This window comes from Streptomyces sp. NPDC006510, assembly GCF_040611955.1.
GTDB lineage: Bacteria > Actinomycetota > Actinomycetes > Streptomycetales > Streptomycetaceae > Streptomyces.
Window position 1 is genome coordinate 19,754 of the sequence record NZ_JBEXPH010000015.1, and the last position, 23,705, is coordinate 43,458.

The window sequence follows — 23,705 nt, forward strand, 5'->3', positions numbered from 1 at the left end:
CGCGTTTCTCCTTAGAAGAGTTCGAAGTGCTTGAGCACGGCCCCAGCATACTGACCGGTGTTCTCAGAGGCCTGGACAAGGACGTAGCGCAAGGTCTTGTACTTGATGGCGTTCTCGAGCTCGATGATGTGCTTGCCCTCCCCCGGTGAAGTCATGACGCGCTCCTTCATATCGGCAATGATCGTGCGGACGTACTCGAGGGATCCCTGCTTCACCATGAAGGGGCGGTCAAGCCGACCGTTACCACGGCGCCACTCCAGCGTCCCATTGGGGCTCTTCGCCTCAACGATGACGAGGTTGCCGTCCTTGTCACGCCAGAGCTGGTCGAACCTCTTCGAACCGTTGGCCGTCTCAGGAAGGTCGGTGATCTCATGGGCACCTTCGAACTCCTTCTGCAGGAGCATGTGGCGCCTCGCGGCCTCTTCTCCAAGATCCTCGCCGAGCTTGGAGTTGTTAGCGACGCCCTCGCCGACCGTCTGGCTGTAGTGCTCCTGCGCGTGAGCTAGGTCGTACGCGTTCTCAAAGCTCGGATTCTTCTCAAAGACCTTCTCGGCCGCGGTCAGGTCCATGCCTGCCATGCGCTTAGCCGCGACCTTGTCAAGATGCGTGAGGTCGTCGGGGGCGACAGTGGCCCTGCCCCTCTCCAAGGGGGTGAGGTGGAACCCGCCCGGGTGTGCGTGCGGGATGTCGGATACGGCGATCCAAGTGCCGGGAGCCTTCTCGGTCAGCTTTGGCAGGAGTTGGCCGTCGACCAGCTCCTCGGCATTGTTGCGATAGCCGAGCCTCCACTTGTCGTAATGCTCCGCCCGCCAGACAGGGTCCTCGTTGGCCAACCGGACGTGCTCGCGGGTGATAGCCATATTTTCTTCAGGCGTTCGGTCCTTGACCGGAACCTCACGGGCAGCCTCGTACTCCGCGCGGTGGGCCGCGCGGGTCACCTCGTCAGGGGCCGCCGAGGCCGGAGGCTCGTGGCGGTCGGCGCCCGTGCCGCCCGGCCCGTCCGGGTGGTGGCCGCCCGCGGGCGGGGGCTCGTGGCGGCCGCCAACGGTGGACGGGCCGTCCGTGTGGCCGGTGCCGCCCGGGCCATCCGCGTGGCCGACGGTCGACGGGGTGTCCGTGTGGCTGCCCGTGGAGGGGGTGTCGCCGTGGCCGCCCCGGGGAGCGTTGAGGGCGTTGGAGGGCCCGTGCCCCGCGTGGCCGCCATAGGTGGCGTCCGGGCGGGCGCCCGGTGTGTGGTCACCCACGTGGACTGGGTCGGAGATGTCGGTGCCCAGGCGGATCGCGTTGTCGCCGCGGCCGCCGACGCCTGCCAGCGCGCGCTCCGGGACCCCGACCGTGGTCGGGGAGTCCACCTTCGGGGCGTCGACGCGCGGGATGTCCGTGCCCGCGTCCGGTTTGTTCGTCGGGGCGTCCTTCGCGTGCTGGGTGATGTCGCCCGCGGCGTCGTAGATGTTGCCCTTGGGGTCCATGAACTGCGACGGGCCGTCCACTGGCAGCTTCACCGTGCCCGGCGGAAGGGTGGTGGTGCCCTCGGGGAGCTTGATGTTGCGGTCGGGGAGCTTGATCGCCCCGTCCGGGACCGCCGAGCCCGACGGGAGGTGGATCGCCCCGTCGGGGAGGTGGACGGCACCCTCGGGGAGAGCGATCGCACCGTCCACGTTGATGGTTGGGGCCTCGAACTTGCCCAGGCCCTTGAGCCCAGCCATCACGTCGCTGATCTTCGACAGCCCCGCGCCTGCGCCTTTGAAGACGTAGGTCATGGGGTCCACGGCGCGGGCGGTTTTGCTGGTGAGGGAGAGGGACTTGGCTGCGAGGCCGGCTTTGCCCGCGCCTGCTGCTGCGCCGCCGGTGCCGCCGGTGAAGACGGTGGTCAGCACGTTGAAGGTGACCGCTCCGGCGGCGTGGGAGGGGTTGCTGCCCCACTGGTCCCAGGCGATCAGGGCCTTGCCGGTCTCCTTCACCGCGGTCTGGGAGTCGCGTATCCAGGCGGAGTGGTCGCCGGGCAGGGCGTGCAGGACGAGCATCGCGGCGGGGGAGAGCCCGGTGGCGAGTTTCGCCAGGCCGGTCCATGCCTGCTCCGCGGCGTCCCCGCCCTCGAAGCCGGCCAGGGTGCCCAGGCCCTTGAGGGTGCCCCAGACCCCGTCGACGAGGAAGCCCTTGCCGAAGTCGTAGGCGTGCTCCCAGACCTGCCACCAGGGCGTCGACTCCTCGACCGCCTCTCCCCAGGGCAGGCTCTTCGCCTGCTTGAGGGCCTCGGCGTCGTACCCGTACACGCCCTCCTTTTTGCCGGAGCCGTCATCGATCTTCAGAGCCTTGCCGCCGACCAGGGCGACGATCTTGGCGTGACAGGCCCGTTCCACCTCCTGGAAGGCGGTCCAGACCTCGGCTATCTCGCCACGGCGCCGGTTGTTCTCCTCGACCAGGTCACCGTCCTCGCGCCACTTGTCGTCGCCTTCGGCCTTGACCCGGAAGGCGACCGCATCCCGCTTCAGCTCCTTGAGCTTCTCCACCAGCGGGAACGCATCGTCCGAGTACGTACTCAGCGCACCGGCGATGACGCACAGGTCCGAACTCAGAGACAGCCCGGTCGCCGCCACCGGCCCCGTCGTCGCGAACAACTGCTCCGCCTCGGGCGCCTTGTAGAAGGCGCTCAGCCCACCGAAGCTGCTGTGCACATCACCGGCAGCCGTCGCGATCGCGGCCCCATGGCCCGACAGAGCCGTCACCTTCGTGTCCAGCAGGGCCAGGTCACCGGTGAACACCGGTATCCCCACCGGGTCGACCGGCTCGGCGTCACTCACCGGTGCCCCTGCATGCCCTTGAGGACGTCCAGACGTACGGCCTTCGCCGCGTCCTGCGCGTGCCTGGCCGTCTCCAGATCACCCTCGCAGTACGCGTTGGTGGCCTCGACCGCACCCAGCACGGACGCCTCGATCCGCTCGGCCGCCGCCTTGAGGTCCTTCTTGCGCTCACCCAGATACACACCCAGCGCCGCGGCCACCGGCCCCATCGCCTGGCGGGACAACGGCGCCTGACCCGAAGCCACCGGCCCCTGCACGTGTGTGACCGCCTGCGCACCCGGCACCGCCGTACCCGCCGCCTGAGCCGCCTCCGACACCGTCGTCATCAGCGCCGTCAGAGCCTTCTCCAGATCACCGGCATGCGTACCGACAACCCTCAACTGCCCCTGCACACCCTGCGGCCTGATATCCCACCCCACCATGGGGAGGCCCCCCTCTTTCTTTGTTGCGCCCTGCTGAAACCGGCTGATGACCCGCTCCAACGACACACGTAGCTGACCCTGGGCGGAGCGAACGGTTGTTCGCTTGATCATCCCTATCAACCGGGCATCGCTGGCGCAATCAGCAAATCGGCAATTGGCTAACACTGGCTCACTCATGACTTGGTGATGCGTACTGATCGCAGCCTTGCCAGCGTCGGGAGAGGTGTTTGCAGCTATGGATGTATGCGGGTCTTCCGCCGCCCGCGCACGAACGGTTCGCCCGCGCCTGGGCGGACGCCGGTTCTTCTCCTCGGCCGTGAGGCTCCGGCGCTAGTCGGCGAGCTCGGCGAAGTGGTCGAACTCGCCCGCCAAGACGCCCTTGGTGAAGGCCACCCATTTCGTACGGGTGGTCGTGACGATATTGGTGGGGTCGCCGGTCTCGCGGAGGTAGACGAGTTCGTCCGGCCCGAAGGCGATCTCGATCCAGGGGCCCGGCCCCTCCTCGCCTTCGGGCGCGGCGCGGACCCAGGTCAGGTCGGCGGGGATGCCAGGGGTGTCAGTCACGGGTGCGGCTCTCCTTGATGGTGCGTACGAGGGTGGCCCAGGCGGCGGGTGTGGCGTGGAGTATTGCTCCGGTGGGGTCGCCGGATTCGGTGAGGCGAACGGTGCGCGCGGGCGAGGCGGAAATGTGTATACACGCATCTCCTTCCCCGCAGTACGACGACTTCGGCAACCGGAAATCCGCGATCCAACTTTCTCCCGTGAACGGAGACTTCCATGGTCAGTGCCACGGTATCCCCGCCCTGGACATACACCATCCAACTCCCGCAGGATCACCGCGCCCCCGGCGTCGCCCGTGCCACCCTGCGTAACGTCCTACGCATGCACGGCATGCCCGAACTCACCGAGGTCGCCGAGTTGTTGGGCAGCGAGATGGTCACCAACGCCTACCTGTACTCCTCGGGGCCGTACGCCCTGCGCCTGCGCGACGCCGGGCGCGGCCGGGTACGGCTGAGCGCCTGGGACACCGATCCGCGCATCCCGGCACCGTTCCGGTGGGGCGCCGAGACGCCGGAGGAACTGGCCGAACGCGGGCGCGGGCTGTATCTCGTCACGCTCTACGCGGAGTGCTGGGGCGCGTATCTGATGCGGGGCGGGCTGCCGGGGCAGGGCGGGAAGCTGCTCTGGGTGGAGTGCGCGGCCAAGGCGTAGGGGAGGGGAGGCGGGAGAGGGCTGCGTGAAATGAGCCCGGACCGTTTGTAAACGCCAGGGAGGCAGGGGAAGTTGTTCCGCAGAGTAACGAGCTGGATCGCCGCATTCGCGGCGGTATTGGGTGTGACGCTGGTGCTTGCGCCCTCGGCATCCGCCGCGGACACCGAGGCGATCGCCAAGTCCGCCGGCCAGAAGTGGGCCCTGAAGTCGGAAGCCACCGGCAAGTACGTCTCCACCGAGATCAAGGACGGGGACAACCAGTGGGCCAAGCTGCGTGCCAGGAGCGACACGATAGGTGCCTGGGAGAGGTTCACGCTGCACACCGATGACGAGGGAAAGACCGTCAGTCTGCGGTTCGAGGCCAGCGGGTACTTCGCCAGCACCGAGATCGAGGACGGCGGGTCCCACGACGGAATGCTGCGGGCCCGTGGCGCGAAGATCGGTGGTTGGGAGCGGTTCGACCTCGAATCGCTGGGGGACGGGAAGTACGCGCTGAAGGGGCAGAGCGAGGGCCTTTACGTCACCGCGGAGAAGAACGAAACCGGGGACGACTACGGGCTCTTGCGGGCCCGCGCCGGTTCTGTGGGGTCTTGGGAGCGGTTCACCCTGGTGAAGGCCGGGGCGGCCGGTATTCCGGAGGGCACCACCGATGCCGGAAGCGCTGTACCGCCACTCGCCGGATCAGCCACCGCGACCACGACGCGGGTCATGTCCTGGAACGTCTGCGGCAACATCAACAAGGTGAGCCCGTGCAACGGCGGCGAGCCGATCGGCAAGGCCGCCCTCACCGCAGGCCTCAAGGAACGCCTGGCCAAGGCCGCGTCCTACCCGGATGTGATCTTCTTCCAGGAGTTCTGCGAGAAGCACGCCAAGCCGGTCGAGTTGGCGCTGGAAGAGGGCCCCTATGAGTGGGACGTGCGCTTCGCGCCGATCAACTACAACGTCGACGGGACCGGCCTGAAGGCGCAGAAGGAATGCATGGATGCCGACGGCTGCGACCGGGGAGCGTATGGCGTCGCCATCGCGGTTCCCGACGAGAACGCCTGGTACCAGGCGTACGACCTGCCGTCCCCGGCCACGTACGTGAACAACGACGGGGTGACCCGCAAGGCGGAGCAGCGTACGGCTGTGTGCGCCACCGTTCCGTCCCGGGCCGCCATGTACTGCTCCGCGCACTTCAGCACCGGGGGCAAGGGCTGGGACGATCCCGAGCGCACCTGGCAGAAGAAGCAGGCGGCGACGCTCATGGAGAAGGCCGACCAGCGCGGCTACCGGCCGGTCTTCGGGGGCGACCTGAACGTGAGCCCGCCCGCTCGGAACCTCGACGTACTGACGACGATGTACGACCGGTACCAGGAATGCGCCGAGAAGGACGGTGTGTATGACGGTCCCAACACCAAGGACGGCGAGAAGATCGACTACATCTTCAGTCCCTTCCAGTTCAGCGCGTGCTCGGTGACGGCTTACGTCGGGCTGTCCGACCATTACTCCATCCACGGTTCGGTGCCGCTGCCCGCCAAGTGATCCGCGCGGCCTCGCTCCCGGAGCGAGGCCGCTGGGTCGTCTTCCCCCCGGGCGTCAGGGCTGGATGCCGTCGTACTGGAGGACGCGGTACGGCGTCTTGCCGTGGTTCACCGACTGCCACTGCGAGGCGATCAGGGTCAGGGACGTCGCGCTTGCGCTGCCGGGGTGGATGTATCCGCCGTAGAGGAACGGGAGCTGGGGCTTGCCCCAGTGGTGCGGCGGGAGGCCGTCGCCGACGATCTGGGGCTTGGGGGCGGTCCATACGGCGTCCGGGCGGGGCGCGGTGCGCGTGCAGATCGAGTAGTCGTCCACGTCGAAGTAGCTCATGCAGTACGTGTTGCCGATCCGCTTGACGGAGAACTCCCCGATCTTGTTGCCGGACAGCATGATCGACGGCCCCACCGCCCTCGTCCACTGCCAACGGCCGTCCAGGAAGGCCCAGTTCTCCTGTGCCCCGAAGTTGCCGGCGCGGAACTCGTCCGGCCGGATGCGGAACAGCTGGATCGCCCCGCCGTCGGCGGTGTTCGAGTGGGTGCCGTTCCAGCGCTTGGAGAAGATGTACAGCCAGCCGTCGGGGTCGATGCCCGCGAACGACCACATCCCGTACATGGACTGGTTCGAGCCCTGAGTGTCGCCGGCCCAGTGGTAGGGGTAGTCCTGCCAGGTCACGCCGTAGTCGTCGGAGTACGCGACGCCCGACATCAGCGAGCCGTCGTACCCGGCCGGGATGTTCTCCCACAGGGCCACGGACGTGTACTGGATGTAGGTGCGCCCGCCGAACTCGATGCAGTCGTTGGGAATGCGGGAGATCTCGAAGCCGTGCCCGTTGTCCGCCCAGTGCGCGTAGTCGAAGCACTGATTGGCGGCGCCCCCGGTGGGCATCGCCCACGAGAACGAGATCGGGGTCCGGCCGGAGGCGTCGAAACCGGCCTGGTTCAGGATCACCGGAGACCCCAGGTAGGGGTCGGCCTGGGCGATTCCGCCGAACGCGTCGCCGAACACGTAGCCCCAGGTGTTGTCGTGCTCCCGGTAGTACGGGATCGCCAGGTCCCCGGAGCCGAGCCCCTGCGCGCTCGCCGAGTCGCCGGGCTGCTCGCACAGCGGCGTGCCGGTCTGGAGCAGTCGCGCGGTCGGGCGCCCGGCTGCCGTCCGGGCGGATCGGTCGTCGGCGGCTGCCACACCGGGGGCGGCCCCCAGCAGGCCGGCGCCCAGGGCGAAGCCCATGCCGGCCTTGAGTGCCGACCGGCGGGTGGCGTCCCGGCGGTCCGGCTGCGAGGGGGAGGGGGTGGGCATGTTCGGTCCTCCGTGTGTCTGGGGGTGGGGCGAGCGGGGCGGGGCGGCGTGGTCGGGGCCGGGGGTTTCGGCCGGTCCCGACCACGTCCGCGCCGGCTCCTCACAGCGCCGTGCTACGCCTTGCGGAGGCGCCCGATGATGCCGTCGAGGTCGCGGAGGAACAAGGGGACGCGGAACTCGTGGCTGCCGGGCTCCTCGTGCGCCTCGTACGGGATGCCGGCCCTGTCGAGGAGGCCGCGGAACTCCCGCTGGCCCTGGAGCACGTTGTCCTCGCTGACCTGGCTGAACCAGGGAACGGGCCGGCCACCGGTGCCGGCGACCAGGAAGACCCGCTTGTTGCGGTAGCTCTCGATGCGCTCGACCGGGTTGTCGGCGCTGACCCTGGCCTCGTCCCACAGCGGAGCGCCGTAGACGGTGCCGCCCGCCAGGTCCGCGGCGGCGGAGGACACATTGGCCCAGTGCGTGATCGCGCCGAGGTTGCGGCGGAGGCTGGCCGGGCCGGAGTGGGCGCTGACCGAGGCGAAGTGGCCGTAGTACTTGGCCGCGTACTTCAGCGCGCCGAAGCCGCCCATGGAGAACCCGGCGACCGCCCGGCCGTCGTACTCGGCGTACGTCCGGAAGTTCGCGTCGATCCAGGGGAGGAGTTGCGCGATGTGGAAGGTCTCCCAGTTACGGGGGCCGGTGTTGGAGCTGACCGGGTTGGAGTACCAGCCGGCGTGGCCGCCGTCGGGCATCACGACGATGATCGGCTTGCCGGCGGTCCAGTCGCGGACACCGGCGCGGTCGAACTCGATGAAGTCCGAGGTGAGGCCGCCGCCGTGGAAGAGGTAGAGCACGGGGTAGGTGCGGCCGCTGGTGTCGTAGTCGTCGGGGAGCAGGACGTTGACTCCGGGGTTCCAGCCGATCGCGTCGGTCTGGAACCGGTAGTACTTCATGCGGCGATCACGCTCGTCGTGGTTCACGATGTGCAGCCCGAAGCCGTCACCGGCCGCGCTAGCCGTCGTGGCCGTCGCGAGGACGCTCCCGGCGCCGAGCGCCAGCGCGGCGGAGAGTCCGCCTGCGGTCTTCAGGACGTTCCTGCGGGTGGGTTGGTGCTTGCTCAACACGACCTCCGGATCGTAAGGGGCAGTGGGGGTGGCTAGTTGTCGGTGATCCACGTGCCTCGGTCGGCGTTCCAGTGGATGGTGACCTTCTGGAATTTCTGGGCCTTGCCGCCTGCTTCGTCCATCTCGTCGGTGACGGGGTAGCCGAGTGCGCCTTCGTGTCCGGCGGCGTGGAAGGCGTCGTGGATCGCGCCGTGGACGGTGTGGGCGCCGGTCTGTGCGGACCACAGGAGCAGGCCGCGTTCGAAGAACTGGTAGCGGCCGCGGGTGCCGTCCGGTGCCTGTGCGGCGTCCGCTTCATCTGTTGTGGGGAATCCCCAGCGGCGTTCCGCGTCCGTGTCCCAGAACTTCTTCAGGATGTCGCCGTAGATCGCGTGGGCCTCGTCCGGGTGCCAGATGATGATCCCGTTCTGGAAGAGCTGGAACCGGCCGCCGAGCGAGGAGTCCTCCTCGGCACGGACCGGTCGGCCGAGCGGTCCGTCGTGGCCGTTCAGGCCGGCGTACTTCGCGCCTATCGTCCCGTACGGCTGGAACGCCTCGGCCATCAGTTCGCGGGCGGTGCCCTCCGCCTGGGGGTAGCGCTCGGGGTACGCGGAGCGCTGGACGGCCTGGGCCAGCTCGCCCGCGGTGTCCCAGTCGGGCTCCATCTGCTGGGCCACCTCGAAGAACTTGTTCGCCGCGTAGTCGACGTCGAGGCACTGGGCGGGTTCGCACCAGCCCATGGAGGGCCGCTGCTGGAAGACGCCGAGCGAATCCCGGTCCCCGCACGCCAGGTTGTTCATGCGGGACTCGACCCAGCCCGTCTCGAAGCCGGCCAGCATCACCTTGTCGGACACGCCGCGGCGCTGCCCGACCTCGTACACCTTGCGGGTCACGGCGATGTCCCGGTCCGCCGGGATGTCGCAGAACAGTTCGGCCGGGGCGGAGTTCCCGAGGGGGCCCGGTACGTCGCTCGCGCTCTGTGCGAATGCCGGGTTGCCGAGGCCGGAAACGGCCACTACGACCAGCAGGACCGCTGATCTCCAAATCGCGCGTCGTTCGGTAGAGCCACGCACGTGCCTGCTCCTTCGTGTCGGAATAGCCGGGTGGAGAAGTGGAGAGAACCGGTGAGGGCGCGGCCCGTCGGCCAGCGGTCCGCAAGGTAGTCGTGGGGCGCCGGGCGGCACATCCGGAACGATCCGGAGTGACAGCCCGTCACGGGGATGCCGACAATCGACGCACGGACTCGGGCCGCGGGCAGTCGGGAACCCGGGGGTGGTCCGTCGTGCGCACGGCGGGCAGCCAGGCCGAGGAGCGGGTGGAACCGGCCGGCGGACGGACCCGGTACCACTCGGTGGAGCTCGCGTCCGACTCGTCGATGATGGGTATCCCTTGCGGGAGGCGGCAGTAGACGGCGAGGACGTCGCCGTGCCACACCCGTGTCGGTACGACGTTGTCGACGGTGTACGGCTGAAGGGGGTCGATCGCCAGGCCGAGACTGCACTGCGGGTTCCGGTCCGTGCGTTCCCGGCAGCCGTCGTCGGCATTGAACACCCGGAGCCGACCCGGTGGTTCACCCGCGCCCGACGCGGCGTCGCCGACGGCGTGCGACCAGATCGTCGCGGCCACCGCGCACACCGCGACGGTCACCGGGACGGCGCGGGTCCACCGGCTGCGGCGTACCGGCCGGGGCGGCGCCGACCGCGCGGTGATGCGTGCCAGGAGGCTCTCGGCGCTGTGCGCGGCGCGGTCGGCGTGGCTCGGGGCCAGGCAGTCGGCGGCCAGGGCACGCCAGAACGGCGGCAGCGCACTGTCGATCCGCAGCGGTGCGCGCCCCTCGGCGTACTCCTGCACCGCCGCGCCGCGCGCCACCGGCGTCGCGCCGGGGAACGGCGAGGCGCCGGACGCGAACACCTCGTGGACCATGATGCCCAGGGCCCAGATGTCGGCACTGGGCCGGACCTCCACGCCGTGCTCGCCGAGTGGGGCCTGCCAGCGCTCGGGCGGGAGGTAGTCCAGGGTGCCCATCGGCGGCGCGTATCCGTGGGTGCCGGCGGTGCCGGTCAGCTCGGTGGCGAGCCCGAAGTCCGACAGCTTGAGCGCACCGTCGGCCATCAGCAGGATGTTCTCCGGCTTGAGGTCGCCGTGCACCCAGCCGCTGCCGTGCAGATGGGCCAGACCTTCACAGATCTCGGCGAACAGCCGGGCGACGTCCGCCTCCGCGACTCCGGCGTCGAACAGGTCCCGCAGACTGCGCTCGGCCCGCTCCATCACCAGCACGATCGCGCCGTCCAGGAACGCCCGGTCCGGATCGCTGATCACGACGGAGTCCAGCAGCCGGATCAGTCTCGGATGGCCGGCCCGGTGGCCGAGTTCGACCTCGCGCCGGGCGGTCTCCGCGACCTTGCGGGCCTGGCGCGGTGCGAGCCCCGCCGTCGGCAGGACCTTGAGCGCGACCTCCACCGGCTCCTGTGCCGATGCCGAGGAGCCGGCCGAGCGGCCCGCGTACACCGTTGCCCAGCCGCCGGACGCGATCGGCTCGGTGACCTCCCAGCCGCCGACCCGGTAGCCGCGCGGGAGCAGCTCCGTGCGGTCACTGCCCGATGTGCCGCCCCGTCCATACACCGTCTCCCCCTCCGGTCCCCCGTCCGTAGCGCTGCGGGCCGCCGCGTCCCGTGACCCCGCTGTACCCAGTGAGCCCGCGTCTCAACTGCCCGACTCCCGCGCCCACTCCCGCTCCCGGACGCGGGGTGCGGCCCGGGGCGGCAGCAGCGCCAGATGTTCCTCCCGTACGAGTCCGAACCGCAGCGCGATCCCGACGAGGGTCTCCCGCTTGCCGTTGCGGCGAGGTCCCCCGGATCCGTGTCCGGGCGGAGCGCTGATCCGCATCTTCTCCTCGGCGAGGTAGTCGATGTGCGAGCTGACCGCCCGGGCCTTCAACCGGCCGCACGCGACGTGCCCCCTCAGCCGCTCGACGATCTGCGGGGTCGTCGGCACCGCGACCGGCGACTCGTCGCGCAGCCGCGGCTCGCAGAGCGCGACCAGGACCAGGAAGTAGAGGGCCGTCTCGTCCAGTGAGTACGCCGTGACGGTGCGGCTGCCCCACTGGCCCGCCATGCCGTCGGGGTCCAGATAGACGTGGTCGGGTGCGAACACCTGGAAGGCGACGGTGGTGTTGCGGCGGGTGGGCAGCACGACCCGGGAGAACTCGAAGGGGATGGGGGCGCCGGCCCGCCGGGGCGGGACCCGCAGATATTCTCCCGCTCCCTCCGGGTTCTCCACCAGGTAGCTCTGGGTCGCGCTGTGGTTGCTGAGCTGCCAGTGGTCGTCCGTCACCCGGATCTCGCCGGCCAGCCGGGAGATGGCCTCGTCGTCCAGGCGCAGTTCGACCGGGATCGTCGCGGAGCCCCGCCCGAAACGCGCCGTTTCCCCCGGGCCGAGCCGCAACGTCACCGGGTCGCCGGACGGTACCCCTGCGACGTCACCGTTCCGCCGCGGCAGATAGACCACTATCCCGCTCAGTGCACCCACCTCGCCCCGTGTCGGTGACTCTCACACCCGTCGAACGTTACCCATCCGGGGATGCGGTCCCCGCTCGGGTTCTGGTCGTTTTCGGACTGCCATCAGGCCGTCCGAAAAGGCCGCCCGCCGGGCCGCCCGCCACGGTGCGGTGCTGGCTCGAATACGGGCGTCGACGGGGCTCGTGCCGGGCACCCAGCTTCAGGTTCTTGCCCAGGGAGGAGAGCCGGAACCGGCCGGACTCCGTGCGGAACCCGGCGTCCGGCAGGGGAGTATTCGCTGCGGAACGCGCCTTTGCCCGCTTTGGCGAACTGGCTCGATTTGGCGCATCCGTTGAACTGGTCCGGTAGCCCTCCGGCGGGGGCCGGCCCGCCAGAGAGGGCCGGGTCGGCGGCCGCGATCGTCCGTGACCGTGAACGCCGCAGGGCCCGGATCCCATGCACTGGGGATCCGGGCCCTACGCGAGTCGGGTGCGGTACGGGCGGCGAGGGGAGAGGGGGAGGGAGAGAGAATCTGCCTCCCCGCAGAGCTCGTCGTACGCCCCGGCTCAGCAGGTCAGGAGTTGCCCGCCGACTTCATGGAGGTCACCGCGTCGGCAACCGTGCTCCGGTACAGGCCCAGCTTCGGGTCGAGCACCTTCACGTCGGGGCCGAGCGGGAAGTTCTGCGTGTCCGCGTTGGCCATGTGGTCGCCGTCGGCCAGCACGTTCAGCTCGTCGATCCAGGTCAGGCCGTTCGCCCCGCTCGGGTTGAGGTCGATCACCGCGATTGCGGCCGTCTTGGGCTTGACCGGGTATGCGGGTGCGCCGCCCAGGCCACCGGGAACCGCCGGCGTGATGTCCTTGCTGTGGTCCGAGGCCTTCGCGGCGCCCAGGCTGACCCGCGGGAAGTAGCTCAGGCCGCAGGAGTTCGCGCCGGTGTTGTTGACCTCGATCACGTGTTGGGTGGCCGAACCCTCCCGGGGGTACACGCGGATCGACAGGTCCCCGCTCTTGCACGGGTGCTTGTAGGCGTAGCTGTCGCTGGTGTTGCCGCCCGTCGCGGAGCCACTGTTGGACGTGCCGGTCTTCGAGGTGCCCGCCTTCGTGGCTCCGGTGTTCTGCGCGGCACCGCCGGTCTTCGCGGTGTCCGTGTCCTTCCCGTCGGCGGGCTGGGAGGCGTCCGTCGAAGCGCCGTCCGATGCGGCGTTGTTCGCCGCGCCGGCGGACTTCGTGCCGGAGTCGTCCCCGTTGCAGGCGGTGAGTGCCAGGGCGAGCACCGCGGTGACGGCGCCGAGAGCAGCGGTGTGCTTGCGGGTGCGGATCGTACGCATGGAATTCTCCCAGGATGAGGGTGAGGCAAGGCCCGGATCCTGCGGCTAACCGCTCTCTCTGACCTCTTGACAACCAAAGCTTCCTGTGGATCGCTCACGTTCCGCTGATGCCTCGCTGACGTACTGCTGACGTCTTCGAAATCGGTCCCGGAAAGGTCCTGGGGCTCACGGCCCAAGGCGGGTGGCCCGCCCATCGGCCGACCCGCCGCCTGAGCCGGGCCGCCACCTGAGCCGAGCCGCCTCGGGCCGGCTCAGGCCGTCCGCCGCGTGGCGGGCGGTGCGGCACTGACGGATGTGCTGGCCCCTCTGACGGCCGCCCCGGACCCGGCTCGCACCGACACCGACCCGCCTGACGCGGCCGACACCGTTCGGGCCGCCGAAGAGATTCATCTTCGCCTCGCCGGACCGAGCATTCGGGGCGGGCATGTCCAGTTCGCGGTCGCCGGGCTGCCGTTGCCGGACGAGGCCCGGGCGCGGGCGCTCGGCCGGTGCCTGACACGTACGGGAACCAGTCCCATGGCGGTCTGCGTCGGCCTCGCACTCCTGACCCGCCTCGGTGAGCCCGAGGACGTCCCGTACCTCAGGATCCTCGGGCAGCTCCAGGACCTCGCCGGCCATGCCGTGCAGGCGCTCGACGCCATCGACGGCCCGACCGCGGCCCTGGTGTGGCTGGGCCACTACGCCAGGGCCCCTGAGCTGCGCGACCTGGTCGACGCCCTCGCCGCCGGCGAGCCCACCATGTGCGTACGGGGACGGCTGGAGGCTGTTCTGGACAAGGCGGGCGCCGTGCGTCCCGAGACCGCTCGCAGAGTCGCCGAGGCCGTCCGGCTCGCCGAGATCCTGCGGGAGGAGCGCCCCCACGAAGCCGGGCTGGTGGCCGGGACGGGACGGTTGCTGCGCCGGATGTCGAGTGCGAACGACGACCGGGCCGAGATCCTCGCCTGCCCGGTGGCCGTCAGACTCCACGAAGCGTTCGCCGCGTGCGTCACCGAACTGCCGCCCGCCCTCGACCACTACGCGGTCCTGCTGTCCGTCGCGCTCGAACTGCACAGTGGCCCGAGCCGCCTGCTGGAGTGGGGGACGGGCCGGCGTGAGGCGTTGCTGGGGACGGCCTGGAGTCCGTACTGAGCCGGCCGGCCTGGCAGGCTCTCCTGGACGGTGAGCCCGAAGAGGGCGTCGACTCCGGTGAGCGGCGGCGGGTGGAGTGGGCCCGGCGCACGGCACGGCAGCCGTTCCGCCGCGGGGCCGAATCGACGGGCAGCCCTGAACACGCGGGCCCGGTACGCCGGTTGAGGATAGAGGCCACGGTGCACGATCCGGTGGACCCGGACATCGTCGAGACGCGCATGCTGATCGACGGACGCCTTCTGGTGCCGGAGGCGTTCGGCCGGGGTCCCACGCACGCCCCGGAGTACCTGCTGGACAGCGGCCGCCTGCGGGCCACGGACGAACCACGGGAAGTGCAGCTCGCGGAGGCGTACTGCAGCGAGGGCTGCTGCGGCGCGCTCCACGTCACCATCCGCAGGGACGGGGACCACGTCGTCTGGTCCGACTGGCGCCGCCCGTCCCCGCCACCCTCCCTGCTGCCCGCGCGCGAGCTTCCCGAGTACCGCTTCGAGGCCGCCGCGTACGACGCCGAGATCGCGCGTGCCGAGAACGACCACTCGTGGACGTGGCCGGCCCGCAGGACCGCCCGGCTGATCGCGGCGGGTCTGCGTGACCGGCCGGATCTGCTGACCCGCTGGGACGTGGAGCCGGGCTGGGTGGGCACCGACTTCAGGGACCGGGACCTCACCGCCGTCTCCCTCGCATACCGCACTGGGCCGGCCGCCGGGCAGAGCGGAGAGGACGCCTGGCAGTACGTCATGTGGTACATCCCGGAGGACGGAACCGCCCCCGAGGACCGGGCCGCCGCTGCGCTGCACCGCCTGGCCACGGGTGGACCCGAGGACGTACGGCGGGGCGCCGGCCGCGGGTAGGAGCGGCCCGGTGGGCTCCCCCTTGCCCCCCTTGGGACCGTCCACCGTTCGGGTGATCCGCGTTGGGTGCCGTCGCGTTGGGACGACCGGGAATCACGGGCCGCTCCGCTCGTCCCCGTCCGGATGCGTGGCGTGTCGCGTTCGCGGGATTTGGCACAGTGCCGCTCCGCGATCAAGGAACGGGGTGGGCGGAGTGGCAGTGGCGGGACAGCCGGGCGGCCGTCAGCGGCTGAGCGATCTGGCGGGTGGTGGTGGCGGGGAGGTAGGCGGGGACGTACTGAAGCACAGCGACGATGTGTGGCTGCGGGCAGCCGGTGGCGCGGAGGGGATGTGTACGCACCTCGGCCCGGTGAAGTCGGAGCTGGAGACCGCACACGAGGGCCTTCTCGCCGGGACGGGCGGGCTGACGGCGCTGGCGGAACTGGGCGCCGTACGGGAGTCGTGGACGCGGAGGTTCGAGGCGGCGCGCGGGGAGTGCCGGGCGCTGGCCGGGAAGCTACGGGCCGTGGCCCAGGCCCAGGGCGAGACGAACGAGACCGTGAAGTCCGCCTTCGCACCAGTGACTTCGGCGGGTCGGGGCGAGGCGCGATGACTCTGACCTGGGCACAGTTACGGGACCTGAAGTGCGGCGAACTGGAGGGCGCGGCCGACGGGTGGGGGAAAGCGAGCAACCGTGCCGACGCGGGCCGGGACCGGATCGAGACGCAGCTGCTGAACGGATTGCGCGATACGCAGCGCGGCGAGGCGGCGAAGGCGGCGGTCGGACGGCTGCGGCAGATGAGCCGGAACCTGAGTTACGTCTACACGGAGTGCGGCTTGCTCCGTACGACGCTGAACAGCCTGGCCCATGAACTGCGTGCCCAGCAACGGTCGTTGCGGGAGGCGCTCGATGACGCGGAGGCCCTGAAGTTCACCGTGCACGGGGACGGTTCGGTGACGTATCCGGAGGCGGGGGAGGGCCTGATCGACGGCAAACCGTTGCCGGGCGGGCGGGTGTCGACGGGGGACGCGCTGCCCGGCCTGCACTCGCCTTCGGGCCTGGTCGCCCCCAACCCGAACGCGGCGAAGGCGCAGGACATCGCGGACCGGGTGGCGAAGGCCGTGCGCACGGCGGCCGAGATCGACTGGCGGTATGCCCGAATCCTGCGGAAGCTGAAGGCCGAGGAGGGCCTGAAGGTCCCGGACTCGACGTGGCAGGACGCGGCGGGCGATGCGGCAGCGGTACGGGGAGCGGCGCGCGGCTACCTGAAAGAAGCGATCCCGCGCGACGCGTCACCGGCCGAGCGGAAGGCATGGTGGGCCGCCCTGACGGACGAACAGCGCGAGGAGTACCTCGCGGTGTACCCGGACCAGATCGGCAACCTGGACGGCATTCCGGCCTTGGTGCGGGATGCGGCGAACCGGGACAACATCCAGCTGCTGATGGGGAAGCTGGAGGGCCGGGACGACACGAAGTCGGAGACACAGTTGGCAGCGCTGCGGGAGATCGACCGGCAGCTGCGAGCGGGCAGCCAGCCCCCGATGTACCTGCTGGGCATCGGGGACGAGGGGAACGGGCGGGCGATTGTCTCCTTTGGGAATCCGGATACGGCGAAGAATGTGGCGGCTTATGTGCCCGGGCTGAATACTTCCCTGGATGAGGAATTCGCAAAAGGTGACATCAAGCGTGCCTGGGACACTGCCAAGGGTGCCCATAAGTACGATCACTCCAGTGCGGCCATTACTTGGCTCGGGTATGACGCACCGCAATCTCCGGATGGCACCGCCAGTCTGTCGGTGATGGGAACTGAAAGGGCTGAGAAGGGTGGAGTCGCCTTCAATGGGTTCATGGCTGGACTGTCGGCTACCAATGAAACCGGGGATCCGCACCTGACGGCTATCGGGCACTCGTACGGTTCGCGCACAGTAGGAGCTGCGACGCAACATGGCGATGGCATCCCGGGGGTTGACGAAATCATCTTGGTCGGAAGTCCGGGGGTAGGTGTCAATCGCGCTGAGGATCTCGGAGTCGGCAAGGATCACGTCTTCGTTGGTGCAGCCGAACATGACGTGGTAACCAAGGTTCCGTCCGGGCGGGAGGGTGTTGTGGGCGCTGTGGCAACGATCGCTGCCGGACCGGTGGTCGGATATTTGGCGGGGGACATTGTCGACCAGGGGGACGACGACCTCTGGTTCGGCAAGGATCCGGCGAGTGAAGCTTTTGGTGCTCGACGCTTCCCCGTCAACGAGGGTCCTCCTCTTGTCGGCGGGCATGGTCTCTCGCTCGATGCGCACTCCCAGTATTTCAATCCGAAGAAGGATTCCGTGTCCGCGGACAGTATTGCGCTGATCGCTGCTGGGAGATCTCGCGATATCGAGATGGAGGAACCTCGGTGAGGTCTAAGTTTCAGGATTTCGTCGTAGCGGTGGCGTCGTGTTTGGTGCTTTCTGGTTGCGCGGAGGAAATTGCCTCACCAAGTCCGGGAGGGCGGGAGATGATGGACATGCAGGACGCGGCGAATCGCGCTGATCGGCTTCTCGATTCCGTGTTGGGAGAGATCAAGCCAGAAGTTCAGTGGGCGCACGGACCAACCAGCAAGGGTAGCTGCGATGTGTCTCGTATGCGCGTAGTCATGACTGTTGTATCCGAAGGTCGGAGGGGGAATTTTCTTGGTGTGGTGGACCGCTTCTGGCGCCGGAGTGGGTACAGAATCAAGGCCGTTAACAAGAATGCGAGTGTTCCGGCGATCTATGCGCAGACGAAGGACGGCTTCGGGGTCAGCCTCAGTATCGGTGGCGAGGGCCAGGCCTTCTTCGAGGTGGACAGCCCCTGCGTGAAGGAGTCGGAGGTCGCTGAATCCACCACGCCGCCGAACGGCCCCGGATACGACGGCGTCTACCCCCTGCCCCGCCCCAACGTCCACTCCGACTTCTGGTCCGCCGGAGCCTCCTGACGTTCTGTCGCTGCCCCCAATGACCCGTAACAGGCTGGTCGGTGGCGGTACGGGATGGGTCGGGGGATCGACGTTGAGCCCGGCATTGGGTCCTGGGGCCCATGCCGGGCCCCGCGCTGTTGTGGTCGCATACGGATACCGGGGGGGGAACTGTCGCTGCGCCCACTCACAAAGCTGGGGAGACTCGCCGTGTCTGGCATACGAGAATTAGCGGTACCAGGTGGTGCTGACGTGAGCACCACTGAGGTCCCTCCGGGCAGGCAGTCACTGTCGCGCCCCTTGCAGGCGGTGCTGATTCTCGTCCGATTGCTCTTCGTCGTCACGGTCATAGGCGCGTTCAACGCGCTGCTCGTGGCGTCGTCGGTCGATGCGGTGGACGGTCGGCTCCTTGGAATGGTGCTGTACGCCGCGCTGCCCGGCCTCACCGGGTTCGCGTTGTCGCTGTACATGCGGACCGGTGGCGTCTGGATCTGGCGCGGGCTGCTGGCCGTTCATGCCTGGCTCCTGCTCGGCGCGCTGGCGACGCTGAGCGACGCGGACAACGGCCGGGGCGTGACGCAACTGGTACTGCCCGTTGTCGGACTCGTCCTGCTGTGCCGGCCCCGGTCGCGTGCGTGGTTCCGGCTCACTGCCGAACAGCGCGTCGAGCACCGGCTGTTCAGCGTCGTTCGGATGATCAAGTGGCGTCGGGACACCGGTCAGACCGCGATGGAGTACCTGGGCATGATCCTCGTGGTCGTGGCCCTCATCGGCGGGCTCGTGGCCACGGGGATCGGCGGTCAGCTGACCGGCCAGCTCCAGAACGCCATCTGCCAGCTGACCGGTAGCTCCTGCCCGCCGCCCGATGTGGACGTCGTCGCCGGAAACGGTGGCAACGGCAACGGCAATGGCAACGGGAATGGGAACGGCAGCGGGGGCGGCGCCGGGGGCGATGGTGCGACCGTGACCGGTGGAACCGGCTCCGGCGGGTCCGACGCGACCGGCGGCAACGCGACCGGGGGCAACGGCTCCGGTGGAAGCGGGGCCGGAGGCAGTGGTTCCGGCGGCAGTGGCTCCGGTGGGTCCGACGCTTCCGGCGGTTCCGGCTCGGCCGGCGCGGCCGGTGGTTCGAACGGGACCGGTGATTCTTCTACAGAGGTCAACGCGGGTAGACAAACCCCGGTCCCCGGATCCACCGACAACTCGAAGGGCAACTTCCTCACCGGCGTCGTGGGCAACGACGGTCTGCTGGGCGACGTCACCGGGGCCATCGACACGATCGCGCACCCCGTCGACACCGCCAAGGGCGTCGTCGACCAGTACGCGCAGGCCGCGAACAAGGCAGGCGGCAAGTGGGACAAGGGCAAGTACGTGGCCGCCGCCTGGGACGTGGCCAAGGGTTCCGGCGGAGGCGGCGGCGCGCTCACCGGGCTGCCCGGGTCCGGTACGCGCGTCGAGTCGGCGGTACGGGACGCGGAGCGGCAGTACCTCAACGACCGCATCCCGCGCGGTTCCAGCGCGGCCGGCCGCAAGGCGTGGTGGAACGGGCTGACGCAGCAGCAGCGCGATCGGTACCTGGAGCTCTCCCCGGACCAGATCGGCAGCCTGGACGGGATTCCGGTGGCGGACCGGGACACGGCCAACCGCCGGCACCTGCCGGACCTGATCTCGAAACTGGAGGGCCAGACCGACAAGAAGTCGAAGGAGCAGCTGGCCGGGCTGCGGGAGATCGACCGGCAGCTGAAGGAGGGCAGCCAGCCCCCGATGTACCTCATCGGCATCAGCGACGAGGGCAACGGACGGGCGATCGTCTCCTACGGCAACCCGGACACCTCGAAGAACGTGTCGGCCTACGTGCCGGGGCTGAACACCTCCCTCGACGAGGAATTCGCGAAGAACGACCTCAAGCGCGCCCGTGACACGGCGATCGGCGCCCAGGGCTACGACCCGTCCAGCGCGGCGATCGTCTGGCTCGGCTACGACGCACCGCAGACGCCGGACGGGCTGTCGAGCCTGGCGGTCGCGGGCACCGGCCGGGCGGAGAAGGGCGGTGCGGCCTACTACGACTTCATGGGCGGCATCGCGGCCACCAACCAGAACAAGGACCCGCACATCACGGCCATCGGACACTCCTACGGTTCCCGCACCGTCGGTGCCGCGACCCAGCGCCTCGGGGGAATCCCGGGGGTGGACGACATCATCCTGGTCGGCAGCCCCGGGGTGGGCGTGGACCGTGCCGTGGACCTCGGAGTCGGCGCCGGGCACGTCTTCGTCGGCGCCGCGGCCAACGACCCGGTGACCAAACTCCCGTCCAAGACGCAGGTCGTCGTGGGTGGGATCGGGATGCTCCTGGGCGGTCCGGCCGGTGCGTACGCCGCAGGGGACCTCGCGGACCCGGGCGACGACGACCTCTGGTTCGGCAAGGACCCGGCGAGCAAGGCCTTCGGAGCCCAGCGGTTCCCGGTGGCTCCCGGTCAGCCGCTGATCAGCGGTGACGGTGTTAGCTTCGACGCGCACTCCAACTACTTCAACCCGGTACGGGACGCCATGTCCGCCGACAGCATCGCTCTTATCGTGTCGGGACACTCCGACCGGCTCAAGATGGAGGAACAGCGATGAGGCGAAGGTTCCAGATCATTGCGGTGGCTCTGGCTGTCGGCTTCACGCTGTCCGCCTGCGGCAGCGAGAAGGCGCAGTCCGGTGCGAACACGAGCACCACGGCCACCAAGAGCGCCAAGAGCGACAAGAGCACCAAGGGGAACGGCATGGACATGCAGGAGGCCGCCGACCGGGCCGACGGCATGCTCGATGCCGTGCTGAAGGAGATCGACCCCGAGGTGCAGTGGGCCCACGGTCCTACGACCAAGGGCAGCTGTGACGTGACGCGCAGGCGCACCGTCATGACCATCGTGTCCGCGGAACGGCGGCAGAGCTTCCTGGACCAGATCGAGAAGTTCTGGCGCGCGAGCGACTACCGCATCAAGGCGAAGAACAACGACACGGAGTTCCCGGCGGTCTACGCGGTGACGAAGGACGGATTCGGCATCAGCGTGAGCATCCGGGCCAAGGGGCAGGCCTTCTTCGAGGCGGACACCCCCTGTGCGAAGGAGTCGAAGGTCGCCGACTCCGCGTCCAAGCCGAACGGGCCGGCCTACAAGGGCGTCTACCCGCTCCCGAGCCCCAATGTGCGCTCCGACTTCTGGTCGGTCGGCGCATCCTGATAGTTACTCAGCACACCGGACGACCCGCCCGACCCGCCCGGCGCACCCGGTGCGCCGGGCGGGTCGTCCCGTGCGCCGGGCTCCCGTCCCCGTGCGCCGGAATGGCGTTCACGTGCGCCGAAATGACCGGTCGGTGAACCCGATGACCCGGAAGGCTCGTACACACCCTCGAAACCGCCCATGAACGCGTCCCGGATGGGGGATGGTTGAGGGGTGCGGAAATTCTGGGTGGTCGGTGGCATCGGTGTCGGCATGGCCATGTGCTTCGTGGCGCTGCTCGTCGTCGGTACGTACTCCGCCGCCGCCGGACTTGTAGGGTCCGGTGGCGGCGGGGCTGTTGCGCTGGCCAAGGGGGCCGTGCCCGCGAAGTACCAGCCGCTGGTGGAGAAGTGGGGCAACCTCTGTCCCGCCATCAACCCGGCCCTGCTCGCCGCCCAGCTGTACCAGGAGAGCGGGTGGAACCCCCGGGCCGAGAGCCCCGCCGCCGCGCAGGGCATCGCCCAGTTCATCCCGGGCACCTGGGCCGGACACGGGATCGACGGGGACAAGGACGGCGACCGGGACGTATGGGACCCGGCCGACGCGATCCCGTCCGCCGCCTCGTACGACTGCGAACTTGCCGGCTACGTGAAGAAGGTGCCGGGGGATCAGACGGACAACATGCTGGCCGCGTACAACGCCGGCGCGTACCGGGTGATCCGGGCCGGTGGAGTTCCGGACATTTCCGAGACACAGAACTACGTCACCATCATCCGTTCCCTGGAGAAGAGCTTCGCCAGGCCCGTCGGGCGCGTGCAGCCCTCGCAGCAGGCGGCCGGGGCGATCTACTTCGCGCAGAAGAAGCTCGGTACGCCGTACCTCTGGGGCGGCAACGGCACGCCCGAGCAGAACGGGCGGTTCGACTGCTCGGGGCTGACCCAGGCCGCGTACCGGACCGTGGACATCGAACTGCCCCGGGTGGCGAACGATCAGTACAACGCCGGGCCGCACCCCTCCCGGGACGAGCTGCTCCCGGGCGACCTCGTGTTCTTCTCCGACGACCTGACCAACTCGCGGGCCATCCATCACGTGGGGCTCTATGTCGGCGGCGGGTACATGATCAACGCTCCGTACACCGGGGCCGTGATCCGGTTCGACAAGATCGATACGCCCGACTACTTCGGCGCGACGCGGGTGACCAAGGACGGAGCTGCGGCCCTTCCGACGGCCCGGCCGGCGGCATGACGCAGCGGCGGCGGTGGCCGGAACTCTCTGTGAAGCCTGGGCCCTGAGCTGCGACGATGAGTCACTCTTCGATAACGTCATGGTGATCATTCGGTGGAGAGTGGAACGCACGCACAGGGGACGTCGTTCCCTGGGTGGACCGGGGCATCGATCCACGCAGCACCGATTTACGCGGTACCGATGCGTGCAGTACCGATCCGCGCAGTGATCGAACCGACACGGGGGTTCGTCAAAGCGGTGCACACGGGTGTGCCCGCGGCAGCAGACAAGGCAAGGGGCCGCAGCAGATGGCTGGACTCGCACTGGATGGGTCGAACCCCGACGTCAGCCTGCTCTACGACATCAACGGACTCGCGAAGTCCGCTCCCACCTGGTTCGACCGGGTCATGGAGTTCGTCGGTGAGTACGGAATCATGCTCGGCATGGTGCTCGTGGTCCTGTGGTGCTGGTGGAGCGTGCGCCGGCGCGGCACGGCCGACGACTCGGTGACGGCGGTCTCCGGGATCGTCTGGGCACCGCTCGCCGCCGGGATCGCGCTCCTGATCAACATTCCGATCCGCGGATTCGTGCACCGGCCCCGCCCGTTCAAGGACCACCAGGGGCTCGACGTCCTGGTGGCGGGGAAGAACGACTTCTCCTTCGTGAGCGACCACGCCACGATGGCGATGGCGCTGGCCGTCGGGATCTTCGTGGCCAACCGGAAGTTCGGCATCGCCGCCATCGCGCTCGCCCTCCTGGAGGGCTTCTGCCGGATCTACATGGGCGTCCACTACCCGACCGACGTCGTCGGCGGATTCGCGCTCGGCACGGCGGTCGCCCTGCTGCTCGCCCCGCTGGCGATGATGCTGCTGACCCCGTTGACGGCGGCCGTCTCGCGTTCGGACCGGTTCGGGTGGCTCGTACGGTCGCGCCGGCCGGTGTCGGTGGCCGCGGCCGGAAGCCGGGCCGGGGCGTTCGGAATTCCCGAGCCGCGGCCGGGCACGGGCGGCGGAGACGGCGAGAAGGACCTGGCCGCGTAGGGCCGCCCTGCCGGACGCCGACGCCGCGTAGAACCCGGCCGGGCAGGACCTGGCCGCGTGGACCCGGCGCAGGGCCCCGGCCGTGGGGGGGGGGGGGGGGGGGGCGGGCCCCCCCCCCCCCCCCCCCCCCCCCCCCCCCCGGGGGGGGGGGGCGGGGGCGGGGGGCGGGGGGGCGGGGGGGGGCAG

The 23,705-nt window shown here is 69.5% G+C and carries 21 protein-coding genes; 11 read left to right on the forward strand and 10 right to left on the reverse strand.

The window, feature by feature from the left end; genetic code table 11:
* Positions 1–11: 11 nt before the first annotated feature.
* From ABZY11_RS07600 to ABZY11_RS07615, 4 genes are all read right to left on the reverse strand, one after another.
* The gene (locus ABZY11_RS07600; protein ID WP_356478233.1) at positions 12–2,801 is read right to left on the reverse strand and encodes a hypothetical protein; all 2,790 of its coding nucleotides are present in this window, start codon (positions 2,799–2,801) and stop codon (positions 12–14) included.
* Complete coding sequence (locus ABZY11_RS07605; RefSeq protein ID WP_356478234.1) at positions 2,798–3,223, reverse strand: DUF6507 family protein; 426 nt, start codon at positions 3,221–3,223, stop codon at positions 2,798–2,800. Before ABZY11_RS07605 ends, ABZY11_RS07600 begins: the two co-directional genes overlap by 4 nt.
* A 330-nt stretch (positions 3,224–3,553) precedes the next feature.
* On the reverse strand, positions 3,554–3,787 hold the full coding sequence (locus ABZY11_RS07610) for a DUF397 domain-containing protein (protein WP_356478235.1): 234 nt from the start codon (positions 3,785–3,787) through the stop codon (positions 3,554–3,556).
* Positions 3,780–3,956 (reverse strand): DUF397 domain-containing protein, encoded by a 177-nt coding sequence (locus ABZY11_RS07615; protein ID WP_356478236.1) that lies wholly within the window; start codon positions 3,954–3,956, stop codon positions 3,780–3,782. The genes ABZY11_RS07610 and ABZY11_RS07615 overlap by 8 nt, the downstream gene beginning before the upstream one ends.
* 44 nt (positions 3,957–4,000) lie before the next feature.
* Here ABZY11_RS07615 and ABZY11_RS07620 point away from each other — a divergent pair, with 44 nt between their 5' ends.
* Both ABZY11_RS07620 and ABZY11_RS07625 read left to right on the forward strand, forming a co-directional pair.
* Positions 4,001–4,435 (forward strand): ATP-binding protein, encoded by a 435-nt coding sequence (locus tag ABZY11_RS07620; protein ID WP_356478237.1) that lies wholly within the window; start codon positions 4,001–4,003, stop codon positions 4,433–4,435.
* Between the two features lie 72 nt (positions 4,436–4,507).
* Positions 4,508–5,959, forward strand: coding sequence for an endonuclease/exonuclease/phosphatase family protein (locus tag ABZY11_RS07625; RefSeq protein WP_356478238.1), 1,452 nt, complete (start codon positions 4,508–4,510; stop codon positions 5,957–5,959).
* 54 nt (positions 5,960–6,013) lie between these two features.
* On the opposite strand, the gene ABZY11_RS07630 is transcribed toward ABZY11_RS07625, so the two are convergent.
* From ABZY11_RS07630 to ABZY11_RS07655, 6 genes are all read right to left on the reverse strand, one after another.
* The gene (locus tag ABZY11_RS07630) at positions 6,014–7,252 is read right to left on the reverse strand and encodes a DUF4185 domain-containing protein (protein WP_356478239.1); all 1,239 of its coding nucleotides are present in this window, start codon (positions 7,250–7,252) and stop codon (positions 6,014–6,016) included.
* Between the two features lie 113 nt (positions 7,253–7,365).
* A complete protein-coding gene (locus ABZY11_RS07635; RefSeq protein ID WP_356478240.1) occupies positions 7,366–8,355 on the reverse strand; it encodes an esterase family protein in 990 nt (329 codons plus the stop codon).
* 35 nt (positions 8,356–8,390) lie between these two features.
* Positions 8,391–9,410: a hypothetical protein gene (locus ABZY11_RS07640; RefSeq protein WP_356478241.1), complete on the reverse strand. Its 1,020-nt coding sequence runs from the start codon at positions 9,408–9,410 to the stop codon at positions 8,391–8,393.
* Between the two features lie 139 nt (positions 9,411–9,549).
* Positions 9,550–10,959, reverse strand: a complete 1,410-nt coding sequence (locus ABZY11_RS07645; protein WP_356478242.1) for a serine/threonine-protein kinase — start codon at positions 10,957–10,959, stop codon at positions 9,550–9,552.
* Positions 10,960–11,040: 81 nt separating this feature from the next.
* The gene (locus ABZY11_RS07650) at positions 11,041–11,856 is read right to left on the reverse strand and encodes a serine/threonine protein kinase (RefSeq protein ID WP_356478283.1); all 816 of its coding nucleotides are present in this window, start codon (positions 11,854–11,856) and stop codon (positions 11,041–11,043) included.
* Between the two features lie 552 nt (positions 11,857–12,408).
* The gene (locus tag ABZY11_RS07655; protein ID WP_356478243.1) at positions 12,409–13,164 is read right to left on the reverse strand and encodes a DUF4232 domain-containing protein; all 756 of its coding nucleotides are present in this window, start codon (positions 13,162–13,164) and stop codon (positions 12,409–12,411) included.
* Positions 13,165–13,431: 267 nt separating this feature from the next.
* Here ABZY11_RS07655 and ABZY11_RS07660 point away from each other — a divergent pair, with 267 nt between their 5' ends.
* From ABZY11_RS07660 to ABZY11_RS07700, 9 genes are all read left to right on the forward strand, one after another.
* Positions 13,432–14,292, forward strand: a complete 861-nt coding sequence (locus tag ABZY11_RS07660; RefSeq protein ID WP_356478244.1) for a hypothetical protein — start codon at positions 13,432–13,434, stop codon at positions 14,290–14,292.
* Between the two features lie 179 nt (positions 14,293–14,471).
* On the forward strand, positions 14,472–15,143 hold the full coding sequence (locus tag ABZY11_RS07665) for a hypothetical protein (protein ID WP_356478245.1): 672 nt from the start codon (positions 14,472–14,474) through the stop codon (positions 15,141–15,143).
* 184 nt (positions 15,144–15,327) lie between these two features.
* Positions 15,328–15,735, forward strand: coding sequence for a hypothetical protein (locus ABZY11_RS07670; protein WP_356478246.1), 408 nt, complete (start codon positions 15,328–15,330; stop codon positions 15,733–15,735).
* Positions 15,732–17,519 carry an alpha/beta hydrolase gene (locus ABZY11_RS07675; protein ID WP_356478247.1) on the forward strand — a complete coding sequence of 596 codons (1,788 nt, stop codon included), beginning with the start codon at positions 15,732–15,734 and terminating at the stop codon, positions 17,517–17,519. Before ABZY11_RS07670 ends, ABZY11_RS07675 begins: the two co-directional genes overlap by 4 nt.
* A gap of 101 nt (positions 17,520–17,620) precedes the next feature.
* Positions 17,621–18,076 (forward strand): hypothetical protein, encoded by a 456-nt coding sequence (locus tag ABZY11_RS07680; RefSeq protein WP_356478284.1) that lies wholly within the window; start codon positions 17,621–17,623, stop codon positions 18,074–18,076.
* Between the two features lie 267 nt (positions 18,077–18,343).
* Positions 18,344–20,674, forward strand: coding sequence for an alpha/beta hydrolase (locus tag ABZY11_RS07685; protein WP_356478285.1), 2,331 nt, complete (start codon positions 18,344–18,346; stop codon positions 20,672–20,674).
* Positions 20,671–21,276, forward strand: coding sequence for a hypothetical protein (locus ABZY11_RS07690; RefSeq protein ID WP_356478248.1), 606 nt, complete (start codon positions 20,671–20,673; stop codon positions 21,274–21,276). Before ABZY11_RS07685 ends, ABZY11_RS07690 begins: the two co-directional genes overlap by 4 nt.
* 213 nt (positions 21,277–21,489) lie before the next feature.
* On the forward strand, positions 21,490–22,500 hold the full coding sequence (locus tag ABZY11_RS07695; RefSeq protein WP_356478249.1) for a bifunctional lytic transglycosylase/C40 family peptidase: 1,011 nt from the start codon (positions 21,490–21,492) through the stop codon (positions 22,498–22,500).
* Between the two features lie 287 nt (positions 22,501–22,787).
* The gene (locus ABZY11_RS07700; protein WP_356478250.1) at positions 22,788–23,519 is read left to right on the forward strand and encodes a phosphatase PAP2 family protein; all 732 of its coding nucleotides are present in this window, start codon (positions 22,788–22,790) and stop codon (positions 23,517–23,519) included.
* The last annotated feature ends 186 nt before the right edge of the window (positions 23,520–23,705 follow it).

Excerpts from the sequence above, each read along its gene's own strand:
- ABZY11_RS07620 (WP_356478237.1), top strand. The coding sequence starts at position 4,001 with ATGGTCAGTGCCACGGTATCCCCGCCCTGGACATACACCATCCAACTC.
- ABZY11_RS07655 (WP_356478243.1), bottom strand. The coding sequence starts at position 13,164 with ATGCGTACGATCCGCACCCGCAAGCACACCGCTGCTCTCGGCGCCGTC.
- ABZY11_RS07690 (WP_356478248.1), top strand. The coding sequence starts at position 20,671 with ATGAGGCGAAGGTTCCAGATCATTGCGGTGGCTCTGGCTGTCGGCTTC.
- ABZY11_RS07700 (WP_356478250.1), top strand. The coding sequence starts at position 22,788 with ATGGCTGGACTCGCACTGGATGGGTCGAACCCCGACGTCAGCCTGCTC.
- ABZY11_RS07675 (WP_356478247.1), top strand. The coding sequence starts at position 15,732 with ATGACTCTGACCTGGGCACAGTTACGGGACCTGAAGTGCGGCGAACTG.
- ABZY11_RS07630 (WP_356478239.1), bottom strand. The coding sequence starts at position 7,252 with ATGCCCACCCCCTCCCCCTCGCAGCCGGACCGCCGGGACGCCACCCGC.
- ABZY11_RS07680 (WP_356478284.1), top strand. The coding sequence starts at position 17,621 with ATGGACATGCAGGACGCGGCGAATCGCGCTGATCGGCTTCTCGATTCC.
- ABZY11_RS07605 (WP_356478234.1), bottom strand. The coding sequence starts at position 3,223 with ATGGTGGGGTGGGATATCAGGCCGCAGGGTGTGCAGGGGCAGTTGAGG.